This window comes from Micromonospora sp. WMMA1923 (assembly GCF_049179195.1).
Lineage (GTDB): Bacteria > Actinomycetota > Actinomycetes > Mycobacteriales > Micromonosporaceae > Micromonospora > Micromonospora yangpuensis.
Genome location: NZ_JBMHLZ010000001.1, coordinates 2,848,191 through 2,869,305, shown reverse-complemented (window position 1 = coordinate 2,869,305; position 21,115 = coordinate 2,848,191). Strand labels below are relative to the sequence as shown.

21 protein-coding genes are annotated in these 21,115 nt (G+C 71.4%); 7 read left to right on the top strand and 14 right to left on the bottom strand.

What is annotated here, in order from left to right; genetic code table 11:
* The first annotated feature begins 298 nt into the window (after window positions 1–298).
* The 3 genes from ACN28G_RS12975 to ACN28G_RS12965 all read left to right on the top strand — a co-directional run bounded on the left by ACN28G_RS12975 (window position 299) and on the right by ACN28G_RS12965 (window position 3,151).
* Window positions 299–976, top strand: a complete 678-nt coding sequence (locus ACN28G_RS12975; protein WP_421479202.1) for a hypothetical protein — start codon at window positions 299–301, stop codon at window positions 974–976.
* A 538-nt stretch (window positions 977–1,514) separates the two neighbouring features.
* Window positions 1,515–2,147, top strand: a complete 633-nt coding sequence (locus ACN28G_RS12970; protein WP_421479201.1) for a class I SAM-dependent methyltransferase — start codon at window positions 1,515–1,517, stop codon at window positions 2,145–2,147.
* A 197-nt stretch (window positions 2,148–2,344) separates the two neighbouring features.
* Window positions 2,345–3,151 carry a sodium:calcium antiporter gene (locus ACN28G_RS12965; RefSeq protein WP_421479200.1) on the top strand — a complete coding sequence of 269 codons (807 nt, stop codon included), beginning with the start codon at window positions 2,345–2,347 and terminating at the stop codon, window positions 3,149–3,151.
* Here the strand turns inward: ACN28G_RS12965 and ACN28G_RS12960 are convergent.
* Entirely contained in the window at window positions 3,114–3,569 is a 456-nt protein-coding gene (locus tag ACN28G_RS12960) for a YkvA family protein (protein WP_421480899.1), read from the bottom strand. The genes ACN28G_RS12965 and ACN28G_RS12960 overlap by 38 nt on opposite strands.
* 101 nt (window positions 3,570–3,670) lie before the next feature.
* On the bottom strand, window positions 3,671–4,633 hold the full coding sequence (locus ACN28G_RS12955) for an NAD(P)-dependent alcohol dehydrogenase (RefSeq protein ID WP_421479199.1): 963 nt from the start codon (window positions 4,631–4,633) through the stop codon (window positions 3,671–3,673).
* Here ACN28G_RS12955 and ACN28G_RS12950 point away from each other — a divergent pair.
* Both ACN28G_RS12950 and ACN28G_RS12945 read left to right on the top strand, forming a co-directional pair.
* On the top strand, window positions 4,592–5,116 hold the full coding sequence (locus ACN28G_RS12950; protein WP_280519283.1) for a TetR/AcrR family transcriptional regulator C-terminal domain-containing protein: 525 nt from the start codon (window positions 4,592–4,594) through the stop codon (window positions 5,114–5,116). The genes ACN28G_RS12955 and ACN28G_RS12950 overlap by 42 nt on opposite strands.
* A 241-nt stretch (window positions 5,117–5,357) precedes the next feature.
* Window positions 5,358–6,890 (top strand): non-reducing end alpha-L-arabinofuranosidase family hydrolase, encoded by a 1,533-nt coding sequence (locus tag ACN28G_RS12945; protein ID WP_091439184.1) that lies wholly within the window; start codon window positions 5,358–5,360, stop codon window positions 6,888–6,890.
* Window positions 6,891–7,111: 221 nt separating this feature from the next.
* On the opposite strand, the gene ACN28G_RS12940 is transcribed toward ACN28G_RS12945, so the two are convergent.
* From ACN28G_RS12940 to ACN28G_RS12930, 3 genes are all read right to left on the bottom strand, one after another.
* A complete protein-coding gene (locus tag ACN28G_RS12940) occupies window positions 7,112–7,774 on the bottom strand; it encodes a hypothetical protein (protein WP_139135692.1) in 663 nt (220 codons plus the stop codon).
* 217 nt (window positions 7,775–7,991) lie between these two features.
* Complete coding sequence (locus ACN28G_RS12935; protein ID WP_091439178.1) at window positions 7,992–8,642, bottom strand: HAD family hydrolase; 651 nt, start codon at window positions 8,640–8,642, stop codon at window positions 7,992–7,994.
* Between the two features lie 39 nt (window positions 8,643–8,681).
* The gene (locus ACN28G_RS12930) at window positions 8,682–10,850 is read right to left on the bottom strand and encodes a hypothetical protein (RefSeq protein WP_421479198.1); all 2,169 of its coding nucleotides are present in this window, start codon (window positions 10,848–10,850) and stop codon (window positions 8,682–8,684) included.
* A 368-nt stretch (window positions 10,851–11,218) separates the two neighbouring features.
* Here ACN28G_RS12930 and ACN28G_RS12925 point away from each other — a divergent pair, with 368 nt between their 5' ends.
* A complete protein-coding gene (locus ACN28G_RS12925; RefSeq protein WP_091439170.1) occupies window positions 11,219–12,556 on the top strand; it encodes a serine/threonine-protein kinase in 1,338 nt (445 codons plus the stop codon).
* 78 nt (window positions 12,557–12,634) lie between these two features.
* Here the strand turns inward: ACN28G_RS12925 and ACN28G_RS12920 are convergent, their stop codons facing one another.
* Complete coding sequence (locus tag ACN28G_RS12920) at window positions 12,635–13,576, bottom strand: TIGR01777 family oxidoreductase (RefSeq protein ID WP_091439167.1); 942 nt, start codon at window positions 13,574–13,576, stop codon at window positions 12,635–12,637.
* A 228-nt stretch (window positions 13,577–13,804) separates the two neighbouring features.
* Here ACN28G_RS12920 and ACN28G_RS12915 point away from each other — a divergent pair, with 228 nt between their 5' ends.
* Complete coding sequence (locus ACN28G_RS12915) at window positions 13,805–14,281, top strand: RICIN domain-containing protein (RefSeq protein WP_175440567.1); 477 nt, start codon at window positions 13,805–13,807, stop codon at window positions 14,279–14,281.
* Window positions 14,282–14,329: 48 nt separating this feature from the next.
* Here the strand turns inward: ACN28G_RS12915 and ACN28G_RS12910 are convergent, their stop codons facing one another.
* From ACN28G_RS12910 to ACN28G_RS12875, 8 genes are all read right to left on the bottom strand, one after another.
* A complete protein-coding gene (locus tag ACN28G_RS12910; protein ID WP_421479197.1) occupies window positions 14,330–14,728 on the bottom strand; it encodes a type VII secretion target in 399 nt (132 codons plus the stop codon).
* Window positions 14,721–15,101 carry a YbaB/EbfC family nucleoid-associated protein gene (locus tag ACN28G_RS12905; RefSeq protein ID WP_421479196.1) on the bottom strand — a complete coding sequence of 127 codons (381 nt, stop codon included), beginning with the start codon at window positions 15,099–15,101 and terminating at the stop codon, window positions 14,721–14,723. Before ACN28G_RS12905 ends, ACN28G_RS12910 begins: the two co-directional genes overlap by 8 nt.
* Before the next feature lie 161 nt (window positions 15,102–15,262).
* Window positions 15,263–16,147 carry an ABC transporter substrate-binding protein gene (locus tag ACN28G_RS12900; protein ID WP_421479195.1) on the bottom strand — a complete coding sequence of 295 codons (885 nt, stop codon included), beginning with the start codon at window positions 16,145–16,147 and terminating at the stop codon, window positions 15,263–15,265.
* 45 nt (window positions 16,148–16,192) lie between these two features.
* A complete protein-coding gene (locus ACN28G_RS12895; RefSeq protein WP_421479194.1) occupies window positions 16,193–16,723 on the bottom strand; it encodes a copper resistance CopC family protein in 531 nt (176 codons plus the stop codon).
* On the bottom strand, window positions 16,720–17,949 hold the full coding sequence (locus tag ACN28G_RS12890; RefSeq protein WP_091439147.1) for a Dyp-type peroxidase: 1,230 nt from the start codon (window positions 17,947–17,949) through the stop codon (window positions 16,720–16,722). Before ACN28G_RS12890 ends, ACN28G_RS12895 begins: the two co-directional genes overlap by 4 nt.
* Window positions 17,946–18,563, bottom strand: coding sequence for a copper chaperone PCu(A)C (locus tag ACN28G_RS12885; RefSeq protein WP_091439144.1), 618 nt, complete (start codon window positions 18,561–18,563; stop codon window positions 17,946–17,948). Before ACN28G_RS12885 ends, ACN28G_RS12890 begins: the two co-directional genes overlap by 4 nt.
* 86 nt (window positions 18,564–18,649) lie before the next feature.
* Window positions 18,650–19,828, bottom strand: coding sequence for an aminotransferase class V-fold PLP-dependent enzyme (locus ACN28G_RS12880; protein ID WP_421479193.1), 1,179 nt, complete (start codon window positions 19,826–19,828; stop codon window positions 18,650–18,652).
* The gene (locus ACN28G_RS12875; protein ID WP_229688583.1) at window positions 19,825–21,099 is read right to left on the bottom strand and encodes a tryptophan 2,3-dioxygenase family protein; all 1,275 of its coding nucleotides are present in this window, start codon (window positions 21,097–21,099) and stop codon (window positions 19,825–19,827) included. Before ACN28G_RS12875 ends, ACN28G_RS12880 begins: the two co-directional genes overlap by 4 nt.
* Window positions 21,100–21,115 lie beyond the last annotated feature (16 nt).

Here is a 21,115-nt window from a genome sequence, read left to right as displayed (position 1 = left end):
GCACGCCATGAAGGTTGGAGTTCCGCTGCGTCGCTCTGGTGCGGCCACGACAACGACCTGCTGCGGGAACGCTGCCTGCTCTTCGTGGCCAGCACCCGGGCCCGCGAGGCGCTGGAGGTGTCCTGGAGCGGCCAACCCAGCCCGTTCCTGCCCCCCGCGCCACCGAGCTGACGACGTCGGAGCCCGGTGAACAGGCTCTTTGCCGACGGTGCATCCATGAAAACAGATACTGCCTGAACCGGGCGGGGTGGGAGGCCGTTAAGGGAATGTGACATTCCCGTGAAGCGGAGGTAGCACCGTGATCTACACCCCGGAGCAGGCGCTGGGTCTGCTCGAGCAGCACCTCCATGCCGACAGTTGGCGGGCTCTGCAGGCGCAGGGCTCGAACCTTGCGGAGATCGCCAAGGACCGTGGCGTCCAGACCGCGCTCTACGGCATCGAGGAGAACCTGCAGTACCGCAAGAACCTGAACATGCAGTACGGGCATGCGGCATATGCCCGGCCGAATGCTCCGCAGGCGGCCGCCGACCCCGGCGGCCCGCCGGCACCGGATCCGGGGGAGGCCGTGCGGCGTGAGGCCGAGGTGTCCGACGCCGCTCTGCGGGGGCTGTTCACCCAGTTGAACGCGGCAGTCAGCAGTGCCGACCGGGCCAATCGGGCCCAGCCTCCCGCCGCACCGCCCCTGGCCACCCACCAGGTCGCCAACCTGCCCACGTACGGCCACCCGCAACAGCCCTACGGGCCCCCGTCGTACCCGATGCAGGGGCTGCCGCCGCAGGGCCCGACGTCGTACCCGATGCAGTATCAGGCCCCGGCGGGTCCGGCGCCGCAGTACCAGACCGTGGGCGACTTGCGGGTGTGGATGGCCCGGCAGCGCATCGGGTCGGGCCCGGCTGACACCACCCAGCCCGGACAGCCGGCCACCGGGCCGGGCCCCGCCCAGGACAACACCAACCGAGGTGCCCCCCGACGGTGACGGTCGGGGGTGCCGACTGGAGGGACGGCCTCCGTGCGATCGCACGGAGGTCCGCACGAATGGATCATGTCGAACGACATTCTACGATGTTCTCTGCCGGTTTTGGGGCGGATGTTTGATTGAATCCGAGACGTTCTTCTGACACCGCCTGGTGTTGAACTGCGGTGAATGTTCTCCGAGGATAGAGCGGTCTGAATCCTTCACGGGGAGGTTCGAAGCTACGCGCTGGACATCAACGGGATCGACACGTGGACCTACGTCGTCAGCGTCCCCAATCCGACCAAGCGGGGATGGATTAGGGACGACCTGATGCTCAACCTGGGGTCCTCGGTGTGGTGCCCTGACCAGACCAACCTGTCCGTCCCGGCGACTACCGGCTGACCTGCGCGAATCGAGCCACGACTGGCCGGTGGCGACACCGCGACCCGTTGTCAGACAGCGCTTCGGTGGTGCCCTGAGCCACCGGTTGGCTCAGGGCACCGCCCTTGACGCTGGCCGACAATGAGGGGCGGGGGCACTCGTCACCGAAGGGGGTCGGATGGCAGCCGGGGAGGACCCGACCGCAAAGGCGCGGCGGGTGTGGGATGGCGTGGCACCCCGCTACGACCGGGGCATCGAGTTCTGGGAACGGGTCCAGTTCGCCGGTGGTCGCCAGTGGGTGGGCAGCCGGGCCACCGGGCGGGTGCTGGAGGTGGCCGTCGGCACCGGCCGCAACCTGCCCTGCTACCCGGTCGGAGTGCGCCTTGCCGGCATCGAGCTCAGTCCGGCGATGCTGGAGATCGCCAGGCGTCACGCCACGGCACTCGGCCTGGAGGTCGAACTGCGCGTCGGCGACGCGCAGGCCCTGCCGTACCCCGATGCCAGCTTCGACACGGTGACCTGCACCCTGTCGCTCTGTGCCATTCCCGACCCGGTGGCGGCGGTCCGCGAGATGGCCCGGGTGCTGCGTCCGGGTGGACGGCTGCTCCTGCTCGACCATGTCGGCAGCACCTGGTGGCCGGTGTGGGCGGCGCAGTGGCTGGTCGAGCGGTTTACGATCCGTACCGCCGGGGAGCACCTGACCCGCCGGCCCCGGCTCATGCTGGCCGCCGCCGGCCTCGAGGTCGTCGAGTCCGAACGGCGCAAACTCGGCACGGTGGAACGCGTGTACGCCCGCAAGCCGTCCCCGTGACACCTTTCCCGAGTCCCCTCCGGCGGTATTCGCCGACGTGCAATTCCCGCGGTGGTAATTGACGCATTCTGCCGGTTGGTTTTGCAGCATCGATATGCGACGATGGCGCATCGAGGTCGCGGGTGATTGTCGTCTGCCGCCGGGGCGCGCTGCACCGACCTGGCCGGGCGCCTGTGGAAAGGGGCACGGCGATCTCGATGATCGGCGTGGTCCTCGCCCTCGCCGCGATCATCTCCCCGACCCGGACCGCCGTCGCGGGGCACTACCTCGTCCTGTTCGTCGTCGCACCCCTGGTGCTGATCCCGTTCCTCGTGTTCGGACCGCTGACTGCGCTGCACGGTGTGCTGCTCCTGCTGCTCTTCGCGCTCTTCCTCGGCTACGTCGCCATCCGCGAGCGGCACCGGGGCCCGTCCACCACCGGCCCGTCCACCACCGGCCTGTCGACTTCGGGCCCGACCACCACCGGCCCGACACTCACAGGCCCGTCGCCCTTCGTCGTGACCGGGCCGTTCGACCGGGGTCGTCCGCGCTCCGGCTGGCCCGCGGTCGGGCTGGCCGTCGTCGCACTCGTCGGTCTCGTCGTCGGCGCGGCCATGACCAGCATCGGCACCGAGGGCATCCTGGAGGAGTTCGAGATCCAGGGAGCCCTCTTCGGCGCCATCATCGCGACCCTCGTGCTCACCTTCGAGGACGTGCTGCTGACCGTCCGGCCCGCCCGCCGGGGCGCGGTCGACATCGGTCTCGCGAACGTGGTCGGCAGCGTCGTCTTCGGGGTGACCGGCAAGCTCGGCATCATCCTGCTCGCCGGTGGCAGCATCGTCGTCGACGACGACGTGCTCAGCTGGCACCTGCCGGTGCTCGTCGGCATGACCGCGCTGGCCGCGTACTTCCTCTGGACCCGCCGGCTGCGGCGGTGGCACGGGTACCTGCTGCTCGCCCTCTACGTCGCCTACTGGGTCGTCAGCTTCACCGTCTTCGGCGAAGCGCCGGTCGAGGCCGACTGACCGGCGCGGGGCAGCCCTGGGTCGACGGCGTGCCGAGTAGCCGTTCGATCAGCCGGGGCTCACCCGGCCAGGCGGCCAGCAGGACCTCCCGGGGCACCCGCCGGCCGGCGTAGCGCAGGGCGAGCGCCACCACGACGAGGTCGTCCAGGGCCCCGACGACGGGCAGGAAGTCGGGGATCAGGTCGACCGGGCTGGCCACCCAGAGCCCGGCGACCAGGACGGCCATCTTCGCCCGACGGGGTACCCGGGGATCCCGGCGCAGCCGCCGGACGGCCGTGACGCAGTCCGGGACGAAGCCGGCGACCTCGCGCAGCACGCCGGGCGGAAGCCGGCGGGCCAGCAGGATCAACAGCGCCCAGGAGGCGACCAGCAACCCCACCGCGCCGGCCGCCGCGACGGCCCAGTCGCGCAGCGCCAAATCATGATCGAGTACGCCGTGCACGTCCTGGTAACGGGGCGACGACCTCCGGGGACGCGGGCAGTTGGCCGTCGCCGGCCGGGTTGGCCCGAGCCGGGCGGTCAGCCTGCCGCCGAGTGGGGGGTGATCACGAGATTGCCGACCTTGCGGCCGGTGTCGACGCGGCGATGTGCCTCGGGCAGGCGGTCCAGCCCGCCGACGACCTCGGTGACGGGAGCGAACTGCCCGCTCGCTACGAGATCGAGCAGGTACCCGAAATCCTCGGCCCGCTCCCGCGCGGGGCCGGCGAGGACCGGCCCGCGTGCCCGGAGGGTGTCGAGCAGGTTCGCGACCGCCAGCACGAGCGAGCCGCCGGGGGCCAGGAGTCGTAGCCCCTCGGCGCGGGAGATGTTGCCTACCGCGTCGAAGACGATGTCGAACCGTTCGTCGAGTCTGTTGACCGGCGTCGTGGTGTAGTCGACCACCCGGTGGGCGCCCAGCCCGGTCACGAAGGCCGTGTTGCGGGCGCTGGTCACCGCGGTCACGGTGGCGCCGAGGTGTGCGGCGATCTGCACGGCGCTGGACCCCACCGCCCCGGAGGCCCCGTTGACGAGCACCCGGTGCCCGGCCCTGATCCTGGCGCGCTGGCGCAGGAACCACAGTGCGGTCGTACCGCCGAAGAGCACCCCGGCGGCGTCGCTGTGCCGTACCCCGGCGGGTTTGGGCACCAGGGAGGCGGCCCGGACGGTGGCGTACTCGGCGTGCGTGCCCAGTCGCATGCCGGTCATCCCGGCGACGAGGTCACCGGGGGAGAAGCGGGTGACGTCCCGGCCGACCCGCTCGATCCGACCGGAGAGCGTGCCGCCCAGGATCCGGGCCCGAGGCCCGCGCAGGCCCACGCCGAGCCGGGCGAGGACGCCGAAGCCCGCCGGGAAGCGGCCGGCGCGCAGCCGGGCGTCCCCGGCGGTGACCGCGGCGGCCTCGACGCGGACCAGCACCTCACCGGGGCGCGGCTCGGGCGTGCGTACGTCGGTGACGACTACCTGCTCCGGCGGTCCGTAACGGACGACGACGGCGGCTCTCATGGCCTCGCCGACTGGATCTTCACCAGGATCGAGCTGCCCGACCGGCGATCGTCGTGGCGGGAGGGGATGCGGCGACGGGCCGCGTCGGCACGAGGGGTCCTGGGCAGGCATCCGTGGGCCCTCACCCTCATCGAGTCGAGAAGGAACCCCGGCCCGGCGCTGCTGCGCCACCACGACGCCGTCCTCGGCTGCCTGCGACGCGACGGTTTCCCGGTCGCCCTCGCCGCGCACGCCTTCTCCGTCGTCGACGCGTACGTCTACGGCTTCGTCCTGACCGAGCAGAACCTGCCGTTCGACGCCTCCACCGGTGCCGCCGACTTCGTCGCCGAGGTCGCGCCGCCGTCGGCGGAGTACCCGTACCTCGTCGAGCTGGTCCGGGAGCTCACCGCCAGCGGCGACTACTCGTTCGCCGCCGAGTTCGACTACGGACTCGACGTCATCCTCGACGAGCTGGAACGGCGACGCGGGCACCGTACCGGCTGACCGGACATCGAACGTTACGACTTGACGAACAGCATGTTATCGCTCACAGTCGATGGCCAAGGGGTGGCGCCGCCCGGGGCTCACCGGGCGGGCCCGCGTCGCCGGACCTTGGACAAGGCGTGCGCCACGGCGTGCGGGAGATGGTGTTAGCGCTGACATCTGCCGACCACGCCCGGCCCGTGTGAAGCGGTGCGCCCAGCTTCGGGCAGACCGTTCGGCTGTTGGTCGTTGAAGGAGGATCATGTCTGCCTTGGGCACAGTTCCATCGATCGCGCCGCCGTCGCGGCGGCGGCGCGGGTGGTTGGCGCGAGCCGTCGCCGCCGGTGTGTCGGCAGTGGTGGTCGGTGGTGTCGCCGCCGTCGCGGTGTCGACGCCGGCGGCGGCCGCGACGGTCGACACCAGCGCCTGGTACGTGCTGGTCAACCGCAACAGCGGCAAGGCCCTGGACGTCTACAACCTGGCTACCAACGACGGCGCGCGGATCACCCAGTGGACCCGCAACAACGGCAACCAGCAGCAGTGGCAGTTCGTCGACTCCGGCGGCGGCTACTACCGGCTCAAGTCCCGACTGTCCAACAAGGTCCTCGACGTCTACAACTTCTCCACCGCCAACGGCGCCAGCATCGTGCAGTGGAGCGACGGCAACGGGACCAACCAGCAGTTCCGGCTGGCCGACTCCGACGGCGGCCACGTCCGGCTGATCAACCGCAACAGCAACAAGGCCGTGGAGGTGCAGGGCGCCTCCACCGCCGACGGCGGCAACATCGTGCAGTACGACGACTGGGGCGGCACCAACCAGCAGTGGCAGCTCGTCCGGGTCGATGGCGGCAGCAACCCGCCGCCCACCACGCCGCCACCGGGTGGCACCTGCGGCCTGCCGTCGTCGTACCGGTGGTCGTCGACGGGTCCGCTGGCCCAGCCGAGGTCGGGCTGGGTGTCGCTGAAGGACTTCACCCACGCGCCGTACAACGGCCGGCAGTTGGTGTACGGCACCACGCACGACAACGGTACGTCGTGGGGCTCGATGAACTTCGGCCTCTTCACCAACTGGTCGGAGATGGGTTCGGCCAGCCAGAACGCGATGCCGTTCTCGGCGGTGGCCCCGAGCCTGTTCTACTTCGCGCCGAAGAACATCTGGGTGCTGGCGTACCAGTGGGGTGGGCCGGCGTTCTCCTACCGGACCTCGACCGACCCGACGAACGTGAACTCGTGGGGGCCGGCGCAGACGCTGTTCAGCGGCAGCATCTCCAACTCCGGCACCGGGCCGATCGACCAGGCGCTCATCGGTGACGGGCAGAACATGTACCTGTTCTTCGCCGGTGACAACGGGCGGATCTACCGGGCCAGCATGCCGATCGGCAACTTCCCGAGCAGCTTCGGTACGAACTACACCACGATCATGACCGACACCACCAACAACCTCTTCGAGGCGGTGCAGGTCTACAAGCTCCAGGGTGAGAACCGGTACCTCATGATCGTCGAGGCGATCGGTGCGCAGGGCCGGTACTTCCGGTCGTTCACCGCCACCAGCCTGGGTGGTACGTGGACGCCGCAGGCGGCCACCGAGAGCAACCCGTTCGCCGGCAAGGCCAACAGCGGCGCCACCTGGACCAGCGACATCAGCCACGGCGAGCTGATCCGGACCAACGCCGACCAGACCATGACCATCGACCCCTGCAACCTGCAGCTGCTCTACCAGGGCCGCGACCCGAACTCCGGCGGCGACTACGGCCGCCTGCCGTACCGGCCCGGGATGCTCACCCTGCAACGCTGACGACACGACCGGGGACCGACCCGCTCGTGACCACGAGGGGCTGAGAACCACGGCGGCGGGCCCGGCGCACAGCCGGGCCCGCCGCGTACGTCCCGTCGGCCGGGCGTTCGCGCGGGAGGGCTACCGGGCCCGTTCCACCCGCTCCAGGGCGCTGACGAAGTCCCGCCGCCAACCGGGGGCTGCCCGGTTGGCCTTCGTGGTGGCGCTCCATCGGATCGACGTCACCGGCTCCGCGAGCAGTGCCTCGGCGAAGGCCCGCAGTGGGCGAGTTGCCGTTCGGAGAAGGTGGGAAGGTACTCGAAGGGGCCTTCGGGGCGGTCCGGCGCCGGAGCGGGTGGCCGTTGGACGCCGGGTGGGTCGAGATCGGCCAGGGTGGTCACGAAGTCGTCCTCGCAGTGCCCGGTGAGCATCAGGTCGGCCAGGACGCTCCGCCGCTGGTCGCGCTCTATCTCGTCGGCCAGCAGGGTCACGTGGCTGCCGCCGAGTACGGTCGTCGTGCCGGGCCAGATCGCCTTGGCCACCCGGAGGACGAGCAGGCCAACGAAGACCTGGGACGGTCCCATCAGCGACACCCCGACCATCGTCGGCGGACGGTCGCAACAGGCGCGCAGTTGCTGCTCCAACCATTCCCGCCACGATCCGACGGCACCGCTGACGGCCGCGGTGACCGCCTCCAGTGGGTAGTGCATGCCGGCGACCGGATCGGCGGTGTCGGGCAGGTGCAACGGTGGGGTGTCGTAGAGGCCGGTCTGCGTGAAGAGCCACCGCGCCGCTGCGGACACGCCAGAGCGGTCCTTGCCGTGGTCACCGAGGGTCGGGCCGGCGCGGTCGGCCTGTCTGGCGAACCGTCTGAGCAACAGGATGTTGAGGTCCAGCACCTCCACCCGGAAACCACCGCGCGCCGCAGCGGTCGCGAGGATCGCCGGACCCAGTGGCGGATTCGTGTCCGACGGTGACGGCGGTGGTACGACGATCAACGCATCGCAGGGCGAGGACGGTGTGTCCGGTGACGGGGACCAATCGGCCCGAGGTGATGCCATGGGCACCTCACACGACAGAGGCATCGACTGTCGCCAGTGTATTTAGTGGCGTTCGTCGGGTCTACGTGTGGTTGAGTATCGTGCGTAGGTCTCGAATTCGGAAATCCGACGGACATTTGCGGAATGCAAAACCCGGATGGGCGAACAGGTAGGTCGTCCCGCCGGCGACCTCCGCCAGGTGCATGTCGCCGGCTGAATCACCAATGATCACTATCTCCTCGAACGGGGCACGGGTCGCGAGGTACTGGGCCAGTACGTCCTTCTTGGTGGTCTGCACGTCCCGGACATGTTGATCCACCGCGAAGGCGCGGTCCGGGGTGAAGTAGTCGGTCAACTCCAACAGCTTGAGAAACATGTCCAAGGTGCCGGGGCGGGTGTTGGAGATGACGATCTGCTGGTGCCGGGCGGCGATCCCGGCCAGGACGTCGTTGACGTGCGGGGTCGGTTGCATCCACCGGTACTGCAGCTCGGGCCGCTCCTCGGAGAGCGTGAAACAGGCGTCCTGCAGTTGCAGGTGGCGCTCATGCGGCTCCTCGGGCAGCAGGAAGGCGAAGTACTCGTACCACTTGTGCCCGTAGAGGCGTCGGCCGTCGGCGTACCCGAAGCGGGGCGTGTAGCCGAACGACGACAGGACCTCGTTGGAGATGTCGACCACCGCCCGGTCGTTGCCCTGTTCCAGTACGCCGTGCAGGTCCCAGACGAAGAGTTTCACTTCTCGGCCCTCCCAGGGTTGCGTGGGATCGTCATTCGTTCACCCCGAGAACGAGGGTGGATTTGCGTCCGGTATGGGCTGACCGGAGATTGCCTGCAGCATCTCGGACAGTTGTTCCACCAGTGGGCTCGCCAACCCCTGTCCCGACAGGTCGGCGACGGCCGCGCGGAGCGTGGACAGGGCGCGACCGTCGACCGTCTCATGGCGTACAAGATAGATGTCAATGAAGGTGTAGAGGTCGACGTAACGACGTTGCGCCGGGATGATCCGGAACGTCGGGCTCTCGAACATCGCCAACACCCGGGTCGACGTACGCTCGTGCGCCTGGTGCGGCGGTTCGTCCAGAAACGGCGGGCGGCCCGTCCGGACGTCCCCGTAGTAGTAGAGGACGTAACCGCGGTTGCACGCCCGGAACACGGCGTCGTACTGCAACAGCGCGAAGAAGCGCGCGAGCGCCTGGTCCGACCGGTGGTGGCACAACGCCCACAGGATCGCGCTGAGCAGGAACTCGTCGCGTTCCCGGTGCAGCAACGCGTCCAACTGACGCTGAGCCTGCGGGCTCGTGCGCGAGATCAGGTAGACCAGCAGGTTGCACACGGTGAGCCGGTCGGCCTGGTCGATCCCCGGTTCGTCACGGATCTGCCGGTACGAGGCGGACAGCCAGTCGCCGAGCCGCTCGTCGGACAACTCCTGCAACTGTCCGGCGAGGTGATGTCGGACCTCCCTGGTCAGGTCCCGTCGCAGTAGGGCGGTGGCCTGTCCGGCGGTCAGGTCGGAGAGCAGACGATCCCGGATGTGGCGGGCCAGCAGATACTCGTAGAACGAGTAGTGCAGGAACTCGCCGATGTCGATGCCGTGCAGGGTGCGCCGGTCGATGACCTGGTCGAGAGCCCGCACCGTGGGGCTGCGGCCACGCCCCCTGGTCAGGGTGACGTGCAGATCGGCGATCGGGATGGCGTCGGCGGACAGTCCCCGGGAGTGGACGAACCAGGCGGCGGTCTGCCAGAGCGCCAACGAGTCGCCGGTCCAGTCGGGATGACCGCTGCGTACCGCGAAGTCCGTGGCGTGACCCAGGCGGGTCAGGTACTCCCCGTACAGGCCGCTCGTGCTGGTTATCCGGGTCGCCGCGTCCTGGCCGATGAACGTCAACATCCGAGCGTAGAGGGGCCGGGTCACCAGTCCGGTCAACCGCTGCGAGGTCACCACCGTGCGATACAGATCCGGGTCGGTGATCAACCCGTGCCGTTGCAACCGGAGCAGGTAGTCGGCGAACTCGGTCTCCACCGACCAGCCCCGGAGCACGAAGACCTCGTCGAAGCTGATCTCCGTGGTCTCGAAGGCGATCCACTCCTCGTACTCCCGGGTGCGCGAGGTGACCAGCACGGGAGCGTGCCGCATCAGGTTCAGCAGGGCGGTGGCCAGCGGGCCGCCGCCGAACAACTCACTCGCCTCGTCCAACCCGTCGACGAGCACCACCGCACCGGGCAGCCCCGCCGGATCGAGTCCCGCCCCGCGCAACGTGTCCAGCAGCGCCACGGCATCCAGCGCCCGCAGCGGGAGCGGCAACCGGCCGGCCGACAGCAGGGCAAGCGCCACACCGTAGAGCGTGAGGCTCTTGCCGGATCCCGGCTCGCCCAGCAGGAGCACCGACTCACCGCGACGCAGCCGGGCCACCAGTGCCACCACGGACTGCTCACCCGGCCCGGCGGCACGATCGTGGTACGCGGCCAGTCGTCCCGGCACGAAGAGACCCATCCGGTGCAACTCGGCCAGGCTCAGATCAAGGGGGTACGCGGTCCGCCGCCGGCCCAGTCGACCGACCAGGCCGGCGGAGAGCCGGTCCAGCCGGTCGGGCCGCTCGTCGAGCAGGCTCACCCGTCCGCTGCTCGTCCGCGCGGGTGCCACGGGATCACTGGACGCCGCCGGCGGGACTGCGGCCGCCGGGCGGGCGGCGCCGTCCTGGCCGGGCGTGCCCTCGCCGCGTGACCTGTCGCCCTCGGGCAGAGCGGCCAGCACGACGGTCAGCGCGACCAGGAGCACCGCGAGGACACCGAGGGTGTGCCAGGGGTGGGTGCGCACCAACTCCAGCAGCCCGGGCCAGCGTTGCTGTGCCGACGCCTCGTTGGTGATCAGGCCGGTCAGGACGGTCGCCGCGGTGAGCAGACCGGTGATGACGACCGCCACCACCACTCGGGGGTTCCGCCACATCGGTGATCCTCGTGAGCATTCGGCGTCGGTGGGCTGGCATCAGCCGACGGTAGTCGTAAATTGACTCCTGGCTATCACCCGGGACGGCCGGAAGGCCGCCCGATCATCCATAGGTCGGGTGTGACGAGGTGGTTTCGGTCGGTGGGTGTCCTTCGTCGGCAGGTCGACACCTGCCGGTAGACTCCGACCCCGGGCGTCACCAGGGTGCACCGTTCGATAGCACTGCGTAGTGTCGCTGACTACAGTGGACTTCGGTTTCGTTAGCCTTCGGGTACCGATCGAAACAGGTGACTGGAGCGGCTGTGGGGCGGAGAACACTTGTCAACGGCCGCTACGAGTTACTGCAGCGGCCCTCCGAACAGGGAGCCATGGGGGAGGTCTGGTTCGGCCGGGACATCCGGCTCGACCGGCAGGTGGTGGTCAAGTTCATCCGGTTTCCCGCCGGTGACCAGGCGGCCGAGAACGACTACACCCGGCGCTTCGTCCGCGAGTCGCGGATCACCGCCCACCTGGAACATCCAGGCGTGCCGGCCGTCTACGACGTGGGCACCCACAAGGGACGGCCGTACCTGGTCATGCAGCGCATCCGGGGGGTCAGCCTGCGCACCCTCCTGGTCGAGGAGGGGCGCCTGCCGATCGGCTGGGTGGCTGCGGTGGCCGCCCAGGTCTGCGCGGTGCTCTCCGCGGCACACCGGGCCTCGCTCATCCACCGCGACCTCAAGCCGGGCAACCTGATGCTGGAGCCCGAGGGCACGGTCAAGGTGCTCGACTTCGGGCTCGCCGTCGCGCCGGCGCTCAGCAACTCGTCGCTGATCACCGTGACCGGGCTCATGATGGGCACACCGGAGTACATGGCCCCCGAGCGGATCGAGTCGAACGTCAGCGGCCCGGCCAGTGACATCTACGCGCTCGGCTGCACCATCCACGAGCTGCTCACCGGCCGGCGCCCCTTTGCCGGCGCCACCCCCTTCGAGGTGATGAACCGGCAGGTCCGCGACGAGCCCCCACCGCTGCGCCAGGCCCGGCCGGAGGTGCCGGTCGGGTTGGAGGCCCTGGTCCTGGAGATGCTGCGCAAACGCCCCGAGGAACGGCTCGCCGACGCCGACGTGGTCCACCAGCTGCTGCTGGCGTACGTGACCGACCTCGCGCCCATCCCCGGCGTGGTCGAATCACCGACCACCCCCAACGGGGTACGCCTCTACGCCCGCGCCCTGAGCAGGATGCTCGCCGCCGGGCCGCGCCCGGTCACCGTCGGCGCCTTCACCGAGGGCCACGTGCTGACCCTGCGCTCGGAGCAGGCCGACGCCTTCTTCGCCGACGGCGACTACCGGCAGGCCGCAGCGGTCTACCGGCTACTCGCCGACGACGTCGCCAACCGCCACGGCCCGCTCTCCGAGCGGGCCCTGACCTACCGGTCGAGGGTGGCGACCTGCCACGCCCTGCTCGGACTCACCGACCAGATGAGCGAGGAACTGGCCGGGCTGATCGACGACCACACCAAGGTCTTCGGCCCGAACGACCACCGGACCGTGCAGTTGCGGCGGCAGTTCGGGCTGCGCCGGATGGGCCGGGCCGGCCCGGAGGGTGCCGACGAGGCCCGGCCGGACATCCCCACCGACCTGCCCCGTCGGCAGAGCGCCGAGGCCACCGACCTCAACGAGTTCGTCGCCGTCCGCCGCCCCTTCCGCCTCAACCGCCGCTCGTGACCGTTACCGTCGATGCGCCTGGCCCGCCTCCAGCATCGACCGACCCGGCCCGTCGGCCTGTCGAGCTGAGGTCGGCTCCTAACCTCGGCGACGCCGCGACACCAGGTCCAGGGCGGCGGCCCGCCACCGCGGATGGTCGAACGTGAACCCGGCCTCCGAGAGTCGGCGAGGGACGACCCGCCGGCTCTTCAGCAGCAGTTCGGTGTCTGACCGGATCGCGAACGCACCGACCTCGGCCATCCATCTGGTGGCCGGCAGACCGACGGGCATCCGCCAGGCCGCCCGCAGTTCCCGGATGAACTCCCGGTGCGGCACCGGACCCGGAGCGGCCAGGTTGACGGGGCCGGTGAGATCGTCGCGTGCGATCAGGAACCGGACAGCCCGGACGAAGTCCAGATCGTGGATCCACGAGACGTACTGGCGGCCACCGGCTACCGGTCCGCCGAGCCCGAGCCGCGCGAGCCAGCTCAACACGTCGAACACCCCACCGCGGTCGGGGCTCATCACCATGGCCGACCGCAGGGCGACCTTCCGGGTGTACGGGGTCTCCGCCCGCTCCTGCTCCGCTTCCCAGTTCCGCGCGATCTCGACGCTGTACGCCCAGTACCCGGGCACCCCGTGCTCACTGCCGCCGATCAGACCGCTGTCCTCGTCGTTGGCCGCGTCGAGGCGGTGGGCGTAGATCGTCGCGGTGCTCATCTGCAGCCACACCCGGGGCGGACGGGCCGCCCGGGCGATGGCCTCGCCGACGACCCGCGTCGACTCCACCCGCGAGCGCATCATGGCGTCGAGGTTCTCCGCGGTGTACCGGCAGCTCACACTGCGGCCCGCCAGATTGACGACCACGTCGCTGCCGTTGATCTGCTCGGCCCAGTCGCCGAGCGTGGCACCGTCCCAGTAAACCTGACGCTCGCCCCGGGGCGAACGGGTCAGGAGGACCACGTCATGGCCCGCCTCCGTCAACGCCCGGTCCAGGATCGAACCGACCTGCCCGGTGCCACCGGGAATGACGACCTTCACGAGCCCCCCCCACCCGGTACCTTCGCGCACCGTTCCCCTTCATGACGAGCCTACGCGGCAGCGCAGTCCGTTGTCGGTCCCGTGCACGACGACATCGTGATGTCCGTCGAGGGGGCTGAGAGGGCCGTTCACCTAACTTTGCGTGGCACCCACGTACGTAGTTTTCGCCGACGCGGAGCCGAATGGCGCCACCGTACCTTCACGTCAAGCACTCGCATCGGAGGTACTGTGAAGAACCTGCTCACCCGCAGCCTGCTCCGCGTCACCATGACCATCGGCCTGGTGGCGTCCGGTCTCGTGGTCGCCGCCCAGCCGGCACTGGCCGCCGACACCACGGCCCTGCGCAACTACGCCACGAAGCGATGCCTAGACAGCTCTGGCAACTCGGTCTACACGCTTCCCTGCTACTCGAACGTCCACAATCAGCACTGGATCCTCAACGTGGTGAACGGGGGGTACACCTTCGTGAACCGGGCCTCCGGCTGGTGCCTGGACAGCAATTTCAACGGCGCCGTGTACGCCCTGCCGTGCAACGGAGGCAACCACCAGATCTGGGACATGATCGGCAGTGATCACGGGATCACCTCGTACCTCTGGGGCAACCGGGCGACGGGCCTGATCCTGGACAGCAACTTCGACGGCGCGGTCTACACCGGGCAGTCCAATTGGGGACAACACCAGTGGTGGACCCGACTCGGCGCATGATCTCCGCGGCTTTCCACGGCAGCGGCGCGATCTCGAGTGGGCGGTCCGTCAGACGGGATTTGCTCGGGCGGGAAGGGCGTGGTCGGTCACGCGGGCGCGATCCTGCTGCGTGAATGCGCGGACCGGGTCGGGCTGACCGGCGGGTTGGACCCGGTCGAGCAGCTGTTCGGCGCGGGCGTCGGTGGCGCGGTAGCCATCGGCGCTGGTACGCACGCGTCCGGCAGTGTCGCGGACGGAGGCGGCTGCCGTGCCGATGCCGTCCACGAGGGTCCGCTGCACGCCGTCGAGCAGCACCGGCATAATCGCGCAGAGCTGCCCGTACGCCTCGGAGCCGAGCCGGACGTGCTGGCCGGCGGCGCGGGCGGTGTCGAGGCTGGCGGCGGTGCGGTCGAGGTGCCCGGCGTGTGCGGTCAGGTCTCCGGGGCGGACCTGGAGGGGGTCACGCACCGGTGCCACCCGGACCGGGCCGGTACGCGTCGATGACAGCCTGCCCGGCCGGGTCGTCGCCGAGGGTGTCCCGGGTCGCGTCGGTGACCTGCCGGAGCAGGTCGGCGTGGGCGGCCCGGGTGGTGGCCAGGACCTGCCGGGCGGTGTGCGCGGCGGAGTGCTGCCGGGTGCTCTCGTCCAGCCGCAGGTCCAGGAGCCGGCCGGACGAGTCGACGGTGGCCGTGATGCTGCGGTCGGGACTCTGCGCGGTGCCGGTCAGCTTGCGCATGCGCGCCGCCAGGGACCGGGCCCGCTGCGCCCGGTCGGCGAAGCCGGCCTCCCAGTCGTCGAGCCGTCGCGCCGCCGCGTCCAGCGCGGCCTCGTCGGACCACATGCCGACCCTCCCAGGGGACCCCACCGGCCGCGACCGGCACCGACCACACGAGGCCGGCAATCACACCAGCGTCACCCGTCAGGATCGCCACCGACAGCGATGCCGCGCCACGGTGACGGTACCAACCGGTCGCTCTGCGTACCGGTGGTGGGGGTTGCCGGTCAGGCCACCCGGGCGACCGTCCCGGCGGGGGCGGCCGGTACCGCGTCCGGGTGCAGGATCGCCGCGATCGCCTCGACGCCGTCGACGAGTCGGGGGCCGGGGCGTACCACGAGGCCGTCCCCGTCGATCGCCCAGATCGCCGCGTCGGGGAGCCGCTCGGCGACCAGCCGGGCCTGTTCGACCGCGCCCGGCAGATGGAAGCCGCAGGGGGAGACCAGCACCACGTCGGGGGCCGCCTCGACGAACTCCGTCCAGGTGGTCCGGGCCGTCCGGCTGCCGGGGCGGGCGGCCACCGGTTCCCCGCCGGCGGCGCGTACCAGGTCGGGCACCCAGTGTCCGGCGGGGAAGGGCGGGTCGACCCATTCGACCACCGCGACGCGGGGTCGTGGTCGCCCGGCGACCGCTGCGGCCACCGCCGCGAGTCGTCCCCGCAGGTCGGCCACGAGCGCGCCGGCCCGTTCCGGTACGCCGGTGCGCTCGCCGACCTCCATGATGGTCGCCAGGACCTCGTCCAGCGAGTACGGGTCCAACGACAGCACGTCGGCGCGGCAGCCGAGATGGTCGAGGGCGTCGGAGACGTGCCCGGACGGCAGGGCGCAGACCCGGCACAGGTCCTGGGTGAGGATCAGGTCGGGCGCGAGCCCGGACAACGCGTCGGCGTGCAGGGTGTAGAGGTCCCCACCGGCGGCCAGCTGCGCGCGTACGTAGTCGTCGATCTCGGCGGGGCTCATGCCCCGGGTGTCCCGGCCGCCGACGACCACGGTGGCGTCGGTGCGGGCGGTCGGCGGGTGGTCACACTCGAAGGTGACCCCGACGAGGTCGTCGCCGAGGCCGAGGGCGTGGACGATCTCCGTCGCGGAGGGGAGCAACGACACCAGGCGCATGCCTCCCATGGTGCCCTGTCCCGCCGCTCGGCCCGTACCCGGTGCTCAGCGGGCCGGACGGGCGCGCCGCCGCCGGCCGATGAGCGTCACCACGACGAGCCCGGCAAGCGTGGCGAGCGTGCCGGCGGCCACGGCGAGCCAGGTCCGCCGGCGGTCGTCCGGGGCCGCGGCGGCCGGGGCGGGCGTGGGCGGGGCGACCTGCGGCGCGGTGGGGTCGGCGACGGTGAACGGGTACGAGCCCTGGACCGGATGGCCGTCGGCCGAGACCACCCGGTACGCGACCAGGTAGCTGCCGTTGGGCAGGGTCTCGGTCAGCCGGGCGGTGCCGGTCGCGCCGGTGACCACCGGGTCCGTCGCCGCGATCCGGCGGCTGCTGGCGTCGGTGACCACGATGGTGGTGAAGGCGGGGTCGATGCGCTGCTGGAAGTCCAGGGTGATCTGGGTCGGTGCGGTGGTCAGGGTGGCGTTCTGGGCCGGGGTCGCCGCGCGCAGCGAGTTGTGCGCCCACGCCGGTGTGGGCGTGCCGAGCAGGACCACCACGACACCCGACAGCGCCAACACGATTCGGGTTCTCATCCGAGTAGCTGCTCTCCGATCCAGCCGCCGGCCGGGCAGCCGGGCGGTACGGCGAAGACGGCCGACCCGATCGGGGTGGTCCACTCGTTGAGCAGGTCCCGCTCGGCGAGCCGACGTTGGATGGGCAGGAACTGGCGTTCGATGTCGGCCTGGTAGGCGGCGAAGACCAGACCGCTGTCGGCGCTGCCGTCGGCGGCCGGTACCCCGTCGTAGTTGTAGGGCCGGCGCAGGATCCGGAACCGGTCGTCGGTGACGTGGGCCCGGGTGAGGTGGGAGAAGTCCGGGATCACCGTCAGCCCGGACTCGTCGGTGGCGGCGAAGTCGGGCTCGTCGCGTTCGGCGGTGCCGGTCAGCGGTGCGCCGGTGTCCAGCCGACGGCCGACGGCCAGTTCCCGGTCGGTGCGGCCGAGCAGGTCCCAGGTCTCCATGTCCATCCGGATCCGCCGCACGACCAGGGTGCTGCCGTCGCGCAGCCACGGCGGCCCGTCGGGGATCCAGACGGCGGTGTCCAGCGGGGTGCCGGGTTGCGGGTTGGCGGTCCCGTCGAGCTGGCCGAACAGGTTGCGCTGGGTGTGTCCGCCGGCCTCGACGCCGGGGCTGCGGCGGAATCCCTGCTGCACCCACCGGACGGTGGCGAACGGCCGGGAGTCCTTGACCAGTACGCGTTGGGCGTGGGCGACGGTGATCGGGTCGTCGGCGCAGATCTGCAGCAGCAGGTCCCCACCGGACCAGGCCGGCTGGAGCCGGTCGATGCGGAACGACGGCAGGTCGACCACGGATGCCGGTCGGCGGTCGTCCAGCCCGGCGGCCCGGTACAGGCCGGGTCCGAAGCCGAAGGTGACGGTGAGTCGGGCCGGCAGCAGCCCGAGTTCGGCCTCGGTGTCGGCCAGCGCCGGCCGGCCCTGGGTCAGCCGCGCGGCGTCGTCGCTGAGCAGCCGCAGCAACCGGCCCAGTGCCGCCCGGTCGGTCGCCGGGCGCAGGGTGAACGCCACGAACGCCGCGTGCGCCTGCGGTTCGGTGGCGATCCCGGCCTGGCGGGCACCGTGGAACGGCTCGACCGCCGTACCGACGGCCGCCACCGGCACCGGCGGGGTGGCCGGGGCGTCCGGTCGGCCGGTGCCGACGGCGACCGCCGCGCCGCCGGCCAGCGCGCCACCGGCGGTGAGGGCCCCCGCGGCGAGCAGCCCACGTCTGCTCACCGCGGGGGAGCCGGGGGCACCGGTCACGACGCCGGGCTCATGGTCATCCCGGGCGTCGCGCTGCCGCCCGGCATCGGGCTGGGCCCGCCGTGCTCGGGGGAGTAGCTCTCCTGCGCGCCGGTGAACGGTTTCGACACGGCCGTGAACCGCTGGCTGCGGCCGTCGGCGAAGGTGAGGGTGATGGCCAGTTCGGCGCCGGCCGGGACCGGCTCGCGCAGGTCCATCAGCATCAGGTGGTCGCCGCCGGGCTGCAGTACGTGGCTGCTGCCGGCCTTGATGACCACACCGCCCTCCTTGGGCTTCATGACCATCTTGCCGTCCCGCATCGCCATCTCGTGTACCTCCATCACCGAGACGTCGGTCGAGGCGCCGGTCAGGGTGACGTCGGTGTCCCCGGTGTTGGCCAGGGTGGCGAAGGCCGCCGTCATGCCGGTGTCGGCCGCCTTCACCCACGGGTCGCGGATCTCCAGCACCCCGGCCCCGGCGTCCGTCGGCGTCGAGGCCGAGGGCGGGGCGGACGGGCTGGGCCCGCCGGTGGTCGTCGTGTCGGAGGACCCGCAGCCGGTGGCCGCGACGGCCAGGACCAGGGTGCCGGCCAGGAGGAGGGCGCGGCGTCGGCCGAGCCGGGTGCTGCTGCTCATCGGTTACCTTCTCGTGATCGTGATTCCTCCTGGTTGGTCGGGCGAGGGGTTGATCCGGTTCCCGCCGTCCTTCAGCGCGTCTGCGCTCAGCGGCGGAGTTCCTCGGTCAGGGCGGCCATGAAGACCTCGACCTCGTCGAGGGTGTTGTAGACGTGCGGTCCGACCCGCAGCCAGCCCCGCCAGCTGCAGATCATGTTCCGGTCGGCCAGCCGCCTTTTGACCGCCTCACCGTCGGGCACGTCCAGGCACACCACCCCGCCCCGCCGGTGCGGTTCGACCGGGCTGACCACCTCGATGCCGGCGGCCCCGGCCAGCTCCAGGACCCGCCCGGTCAGCGCCAGCGAGTGCCGTCGGATCGCCGGGACGCCCACGCCGGCCAGCAGGTCCAGCCCGACCTGGGAGACCAGCGAGGTCAGCGGGTACGGGGTGCCGCCGGCGAAGCGCTGGGCGTCGGCCGCCCAGCCGGTCGACCGGCGGAAGGTCAACGCCCGGTCGCCGGCCTGCCAGCCGGTGGCCGCCGGCTCCAGCGTCGCCGCCAGCTCCGGGCGGACGTACAGGAAGGCGGTGCCCACCCCGCACAACCACTTGTGTGCCCCACCGAGCACCACGTCGACGCCGAGCGCGGTCACGTCCAGCGGCACCGTCCCCACGGTCTGGAAGGCGTCCACCACCACCAGCGCGCCCACCTGGTGGGCCCGGTCGACCAGGCGCGGCAGGTCGATGGTGGCGCCGGAGGTGAAGCTGGCGTGCGGCACGCAGACCAGCAACGTCCGCTCGTCGATCCCGGCGTCGAGGGCGTCGAGGTCGAAGTCCGGCCCCCCGGAGCCGACCACCACGGGCCGGGCGCCGTAACGGCGGAACGCGTCGAAGATGAACGGCACGGTCGGGAACTCCAGGTCGGTGGTGACGACCCGGTCGCGGGGCGGGCGGTAGTCGAAACAGGACGCCACCCGGGCCAGCAGGGTGCTCAGGTTGGCGTCGGTGATGACGCTGCCCGGCGGCGCGCCGATCAGGGCGGCCACCGAGTCGGCGTACCGGTCGAGGCCGACGTGCCAGCCCTGCCAGACGTCGTCCCGCCAGGTACGCAGGGTGTCCCAGTAGTCGGTCAGCACCCGCTCGGCCGCCCGGGGCACCGCGCCGGTCGAGTTGTTGTTCAGGTAGACACAGGTCTCCAGCAGGGGAAACTCGGCGCGTAACGCGGTGTGGGCGGCGGGGTCCAGGCACCGGGGCGTCTCGATGTCGGGTGCCAGTTCGGGTGCGCTCACGCGGGGCAGCCTCCAGTCGGTTCGGTAGGTGACGGCGCGCCGGACTCGGGGGCGACGGCGGTGAAGACCGCGATGCCCCGGGTGGCCGCCAGGTAGGGCGTGCCCTCGGTGTAGCCGGTGCCGGGGCGGGGGCCGAGCATCCGGGTGGCCAGCCCGTGGTGGGTGCGCCGCCACTGCAGCACGGCGGTGGAGAAGCCGTGCAGCTGCCCGACCAGCAGGGCCTGCTCCGCGGCGTCGAGCCGACCGCCGCGTACCGCCGCCCGGTACGCCTCGTCGACCGAGGGCTGCCCGGCGCGTACCCGGTCGCGGACCTCCGGCACCGACCGGTAGGCGGCCGAGTCCAGCCGCGACCGGTCGGGGGTACGGCACAGCGACTCCATCAGCTTGTAGGACCGGGACTGGATGGCGCTGGCCCCCTCGGTGTACGCGCGGAACGTGCGGAAGGCCGCCGGCTGCATGGTGGCCAGCAACGAGAAGAGCGGACTGGCGGTGCTGAGCAGCTCCCGGGCGTACGCCAGCCGCTCGGCGGCGGTGCGGGCCGCCCCGGCGGCCAGCGCGGCGATGGTCGCGTGCAGCTCGGCGGCGAGCCCCACGAAGAGACACTCGTACGCCTGGAGCACCCGGATGAACAGGTACTCGTCGTGCGACACGTAGACCGGCAGCATGCTCAGCCGCAACGCCTGCCGGTCGGTCGGGTCGTCCAGGGCGGTGACCATGGCGTGCAGCGCGGCGGCGGCCGCCGCCGCGGCCGGTTCGGCGACCGTCGTGGTGGTCAGGCCCAGCCGGCCCAGCGCCGGCCGGACCGCCCGCAGGCCCAGGCGGCAGCGCTTGGCCACCACCTGCGGCCCCGGACGCAGCTCGGCCAGGAGGTCGGTGTCCACCCCGGCGGCCAGCTCGAACGCCAACGCGTCGGCGACCAGGCCGACGAGCAGCCGGTCCCGGGCCCGGCGCGCGTCGGTCGGCTCGACGGCGTCGTCGGTCTGTCGGGGCGGGCCCGTCAGCCGGAGCACCGGCAGGGCCAGGTAGCTGCGGTAGTCGTACCGACCGTCCCACTTGTCCAGTGCCACGTCCAGGAAGTCGCACAGCAGCCGGGCGTCACCCGTGGGCCGGTCCGCCGCCGGACGCACCCGGATCCGGCTCTGGTCGAGCAGGGCGAGCAGGTCCGGGGCGACGAAGTGCTTGCCCACCCGGTGGAACTCCCGCAGCACCGGTGAGTAGGGGAAACTGTCGGGTTCGGCCGCGCCGGACAGCCAGCGGGTCACATCGCGCACGTGGAGCACCTCGGGA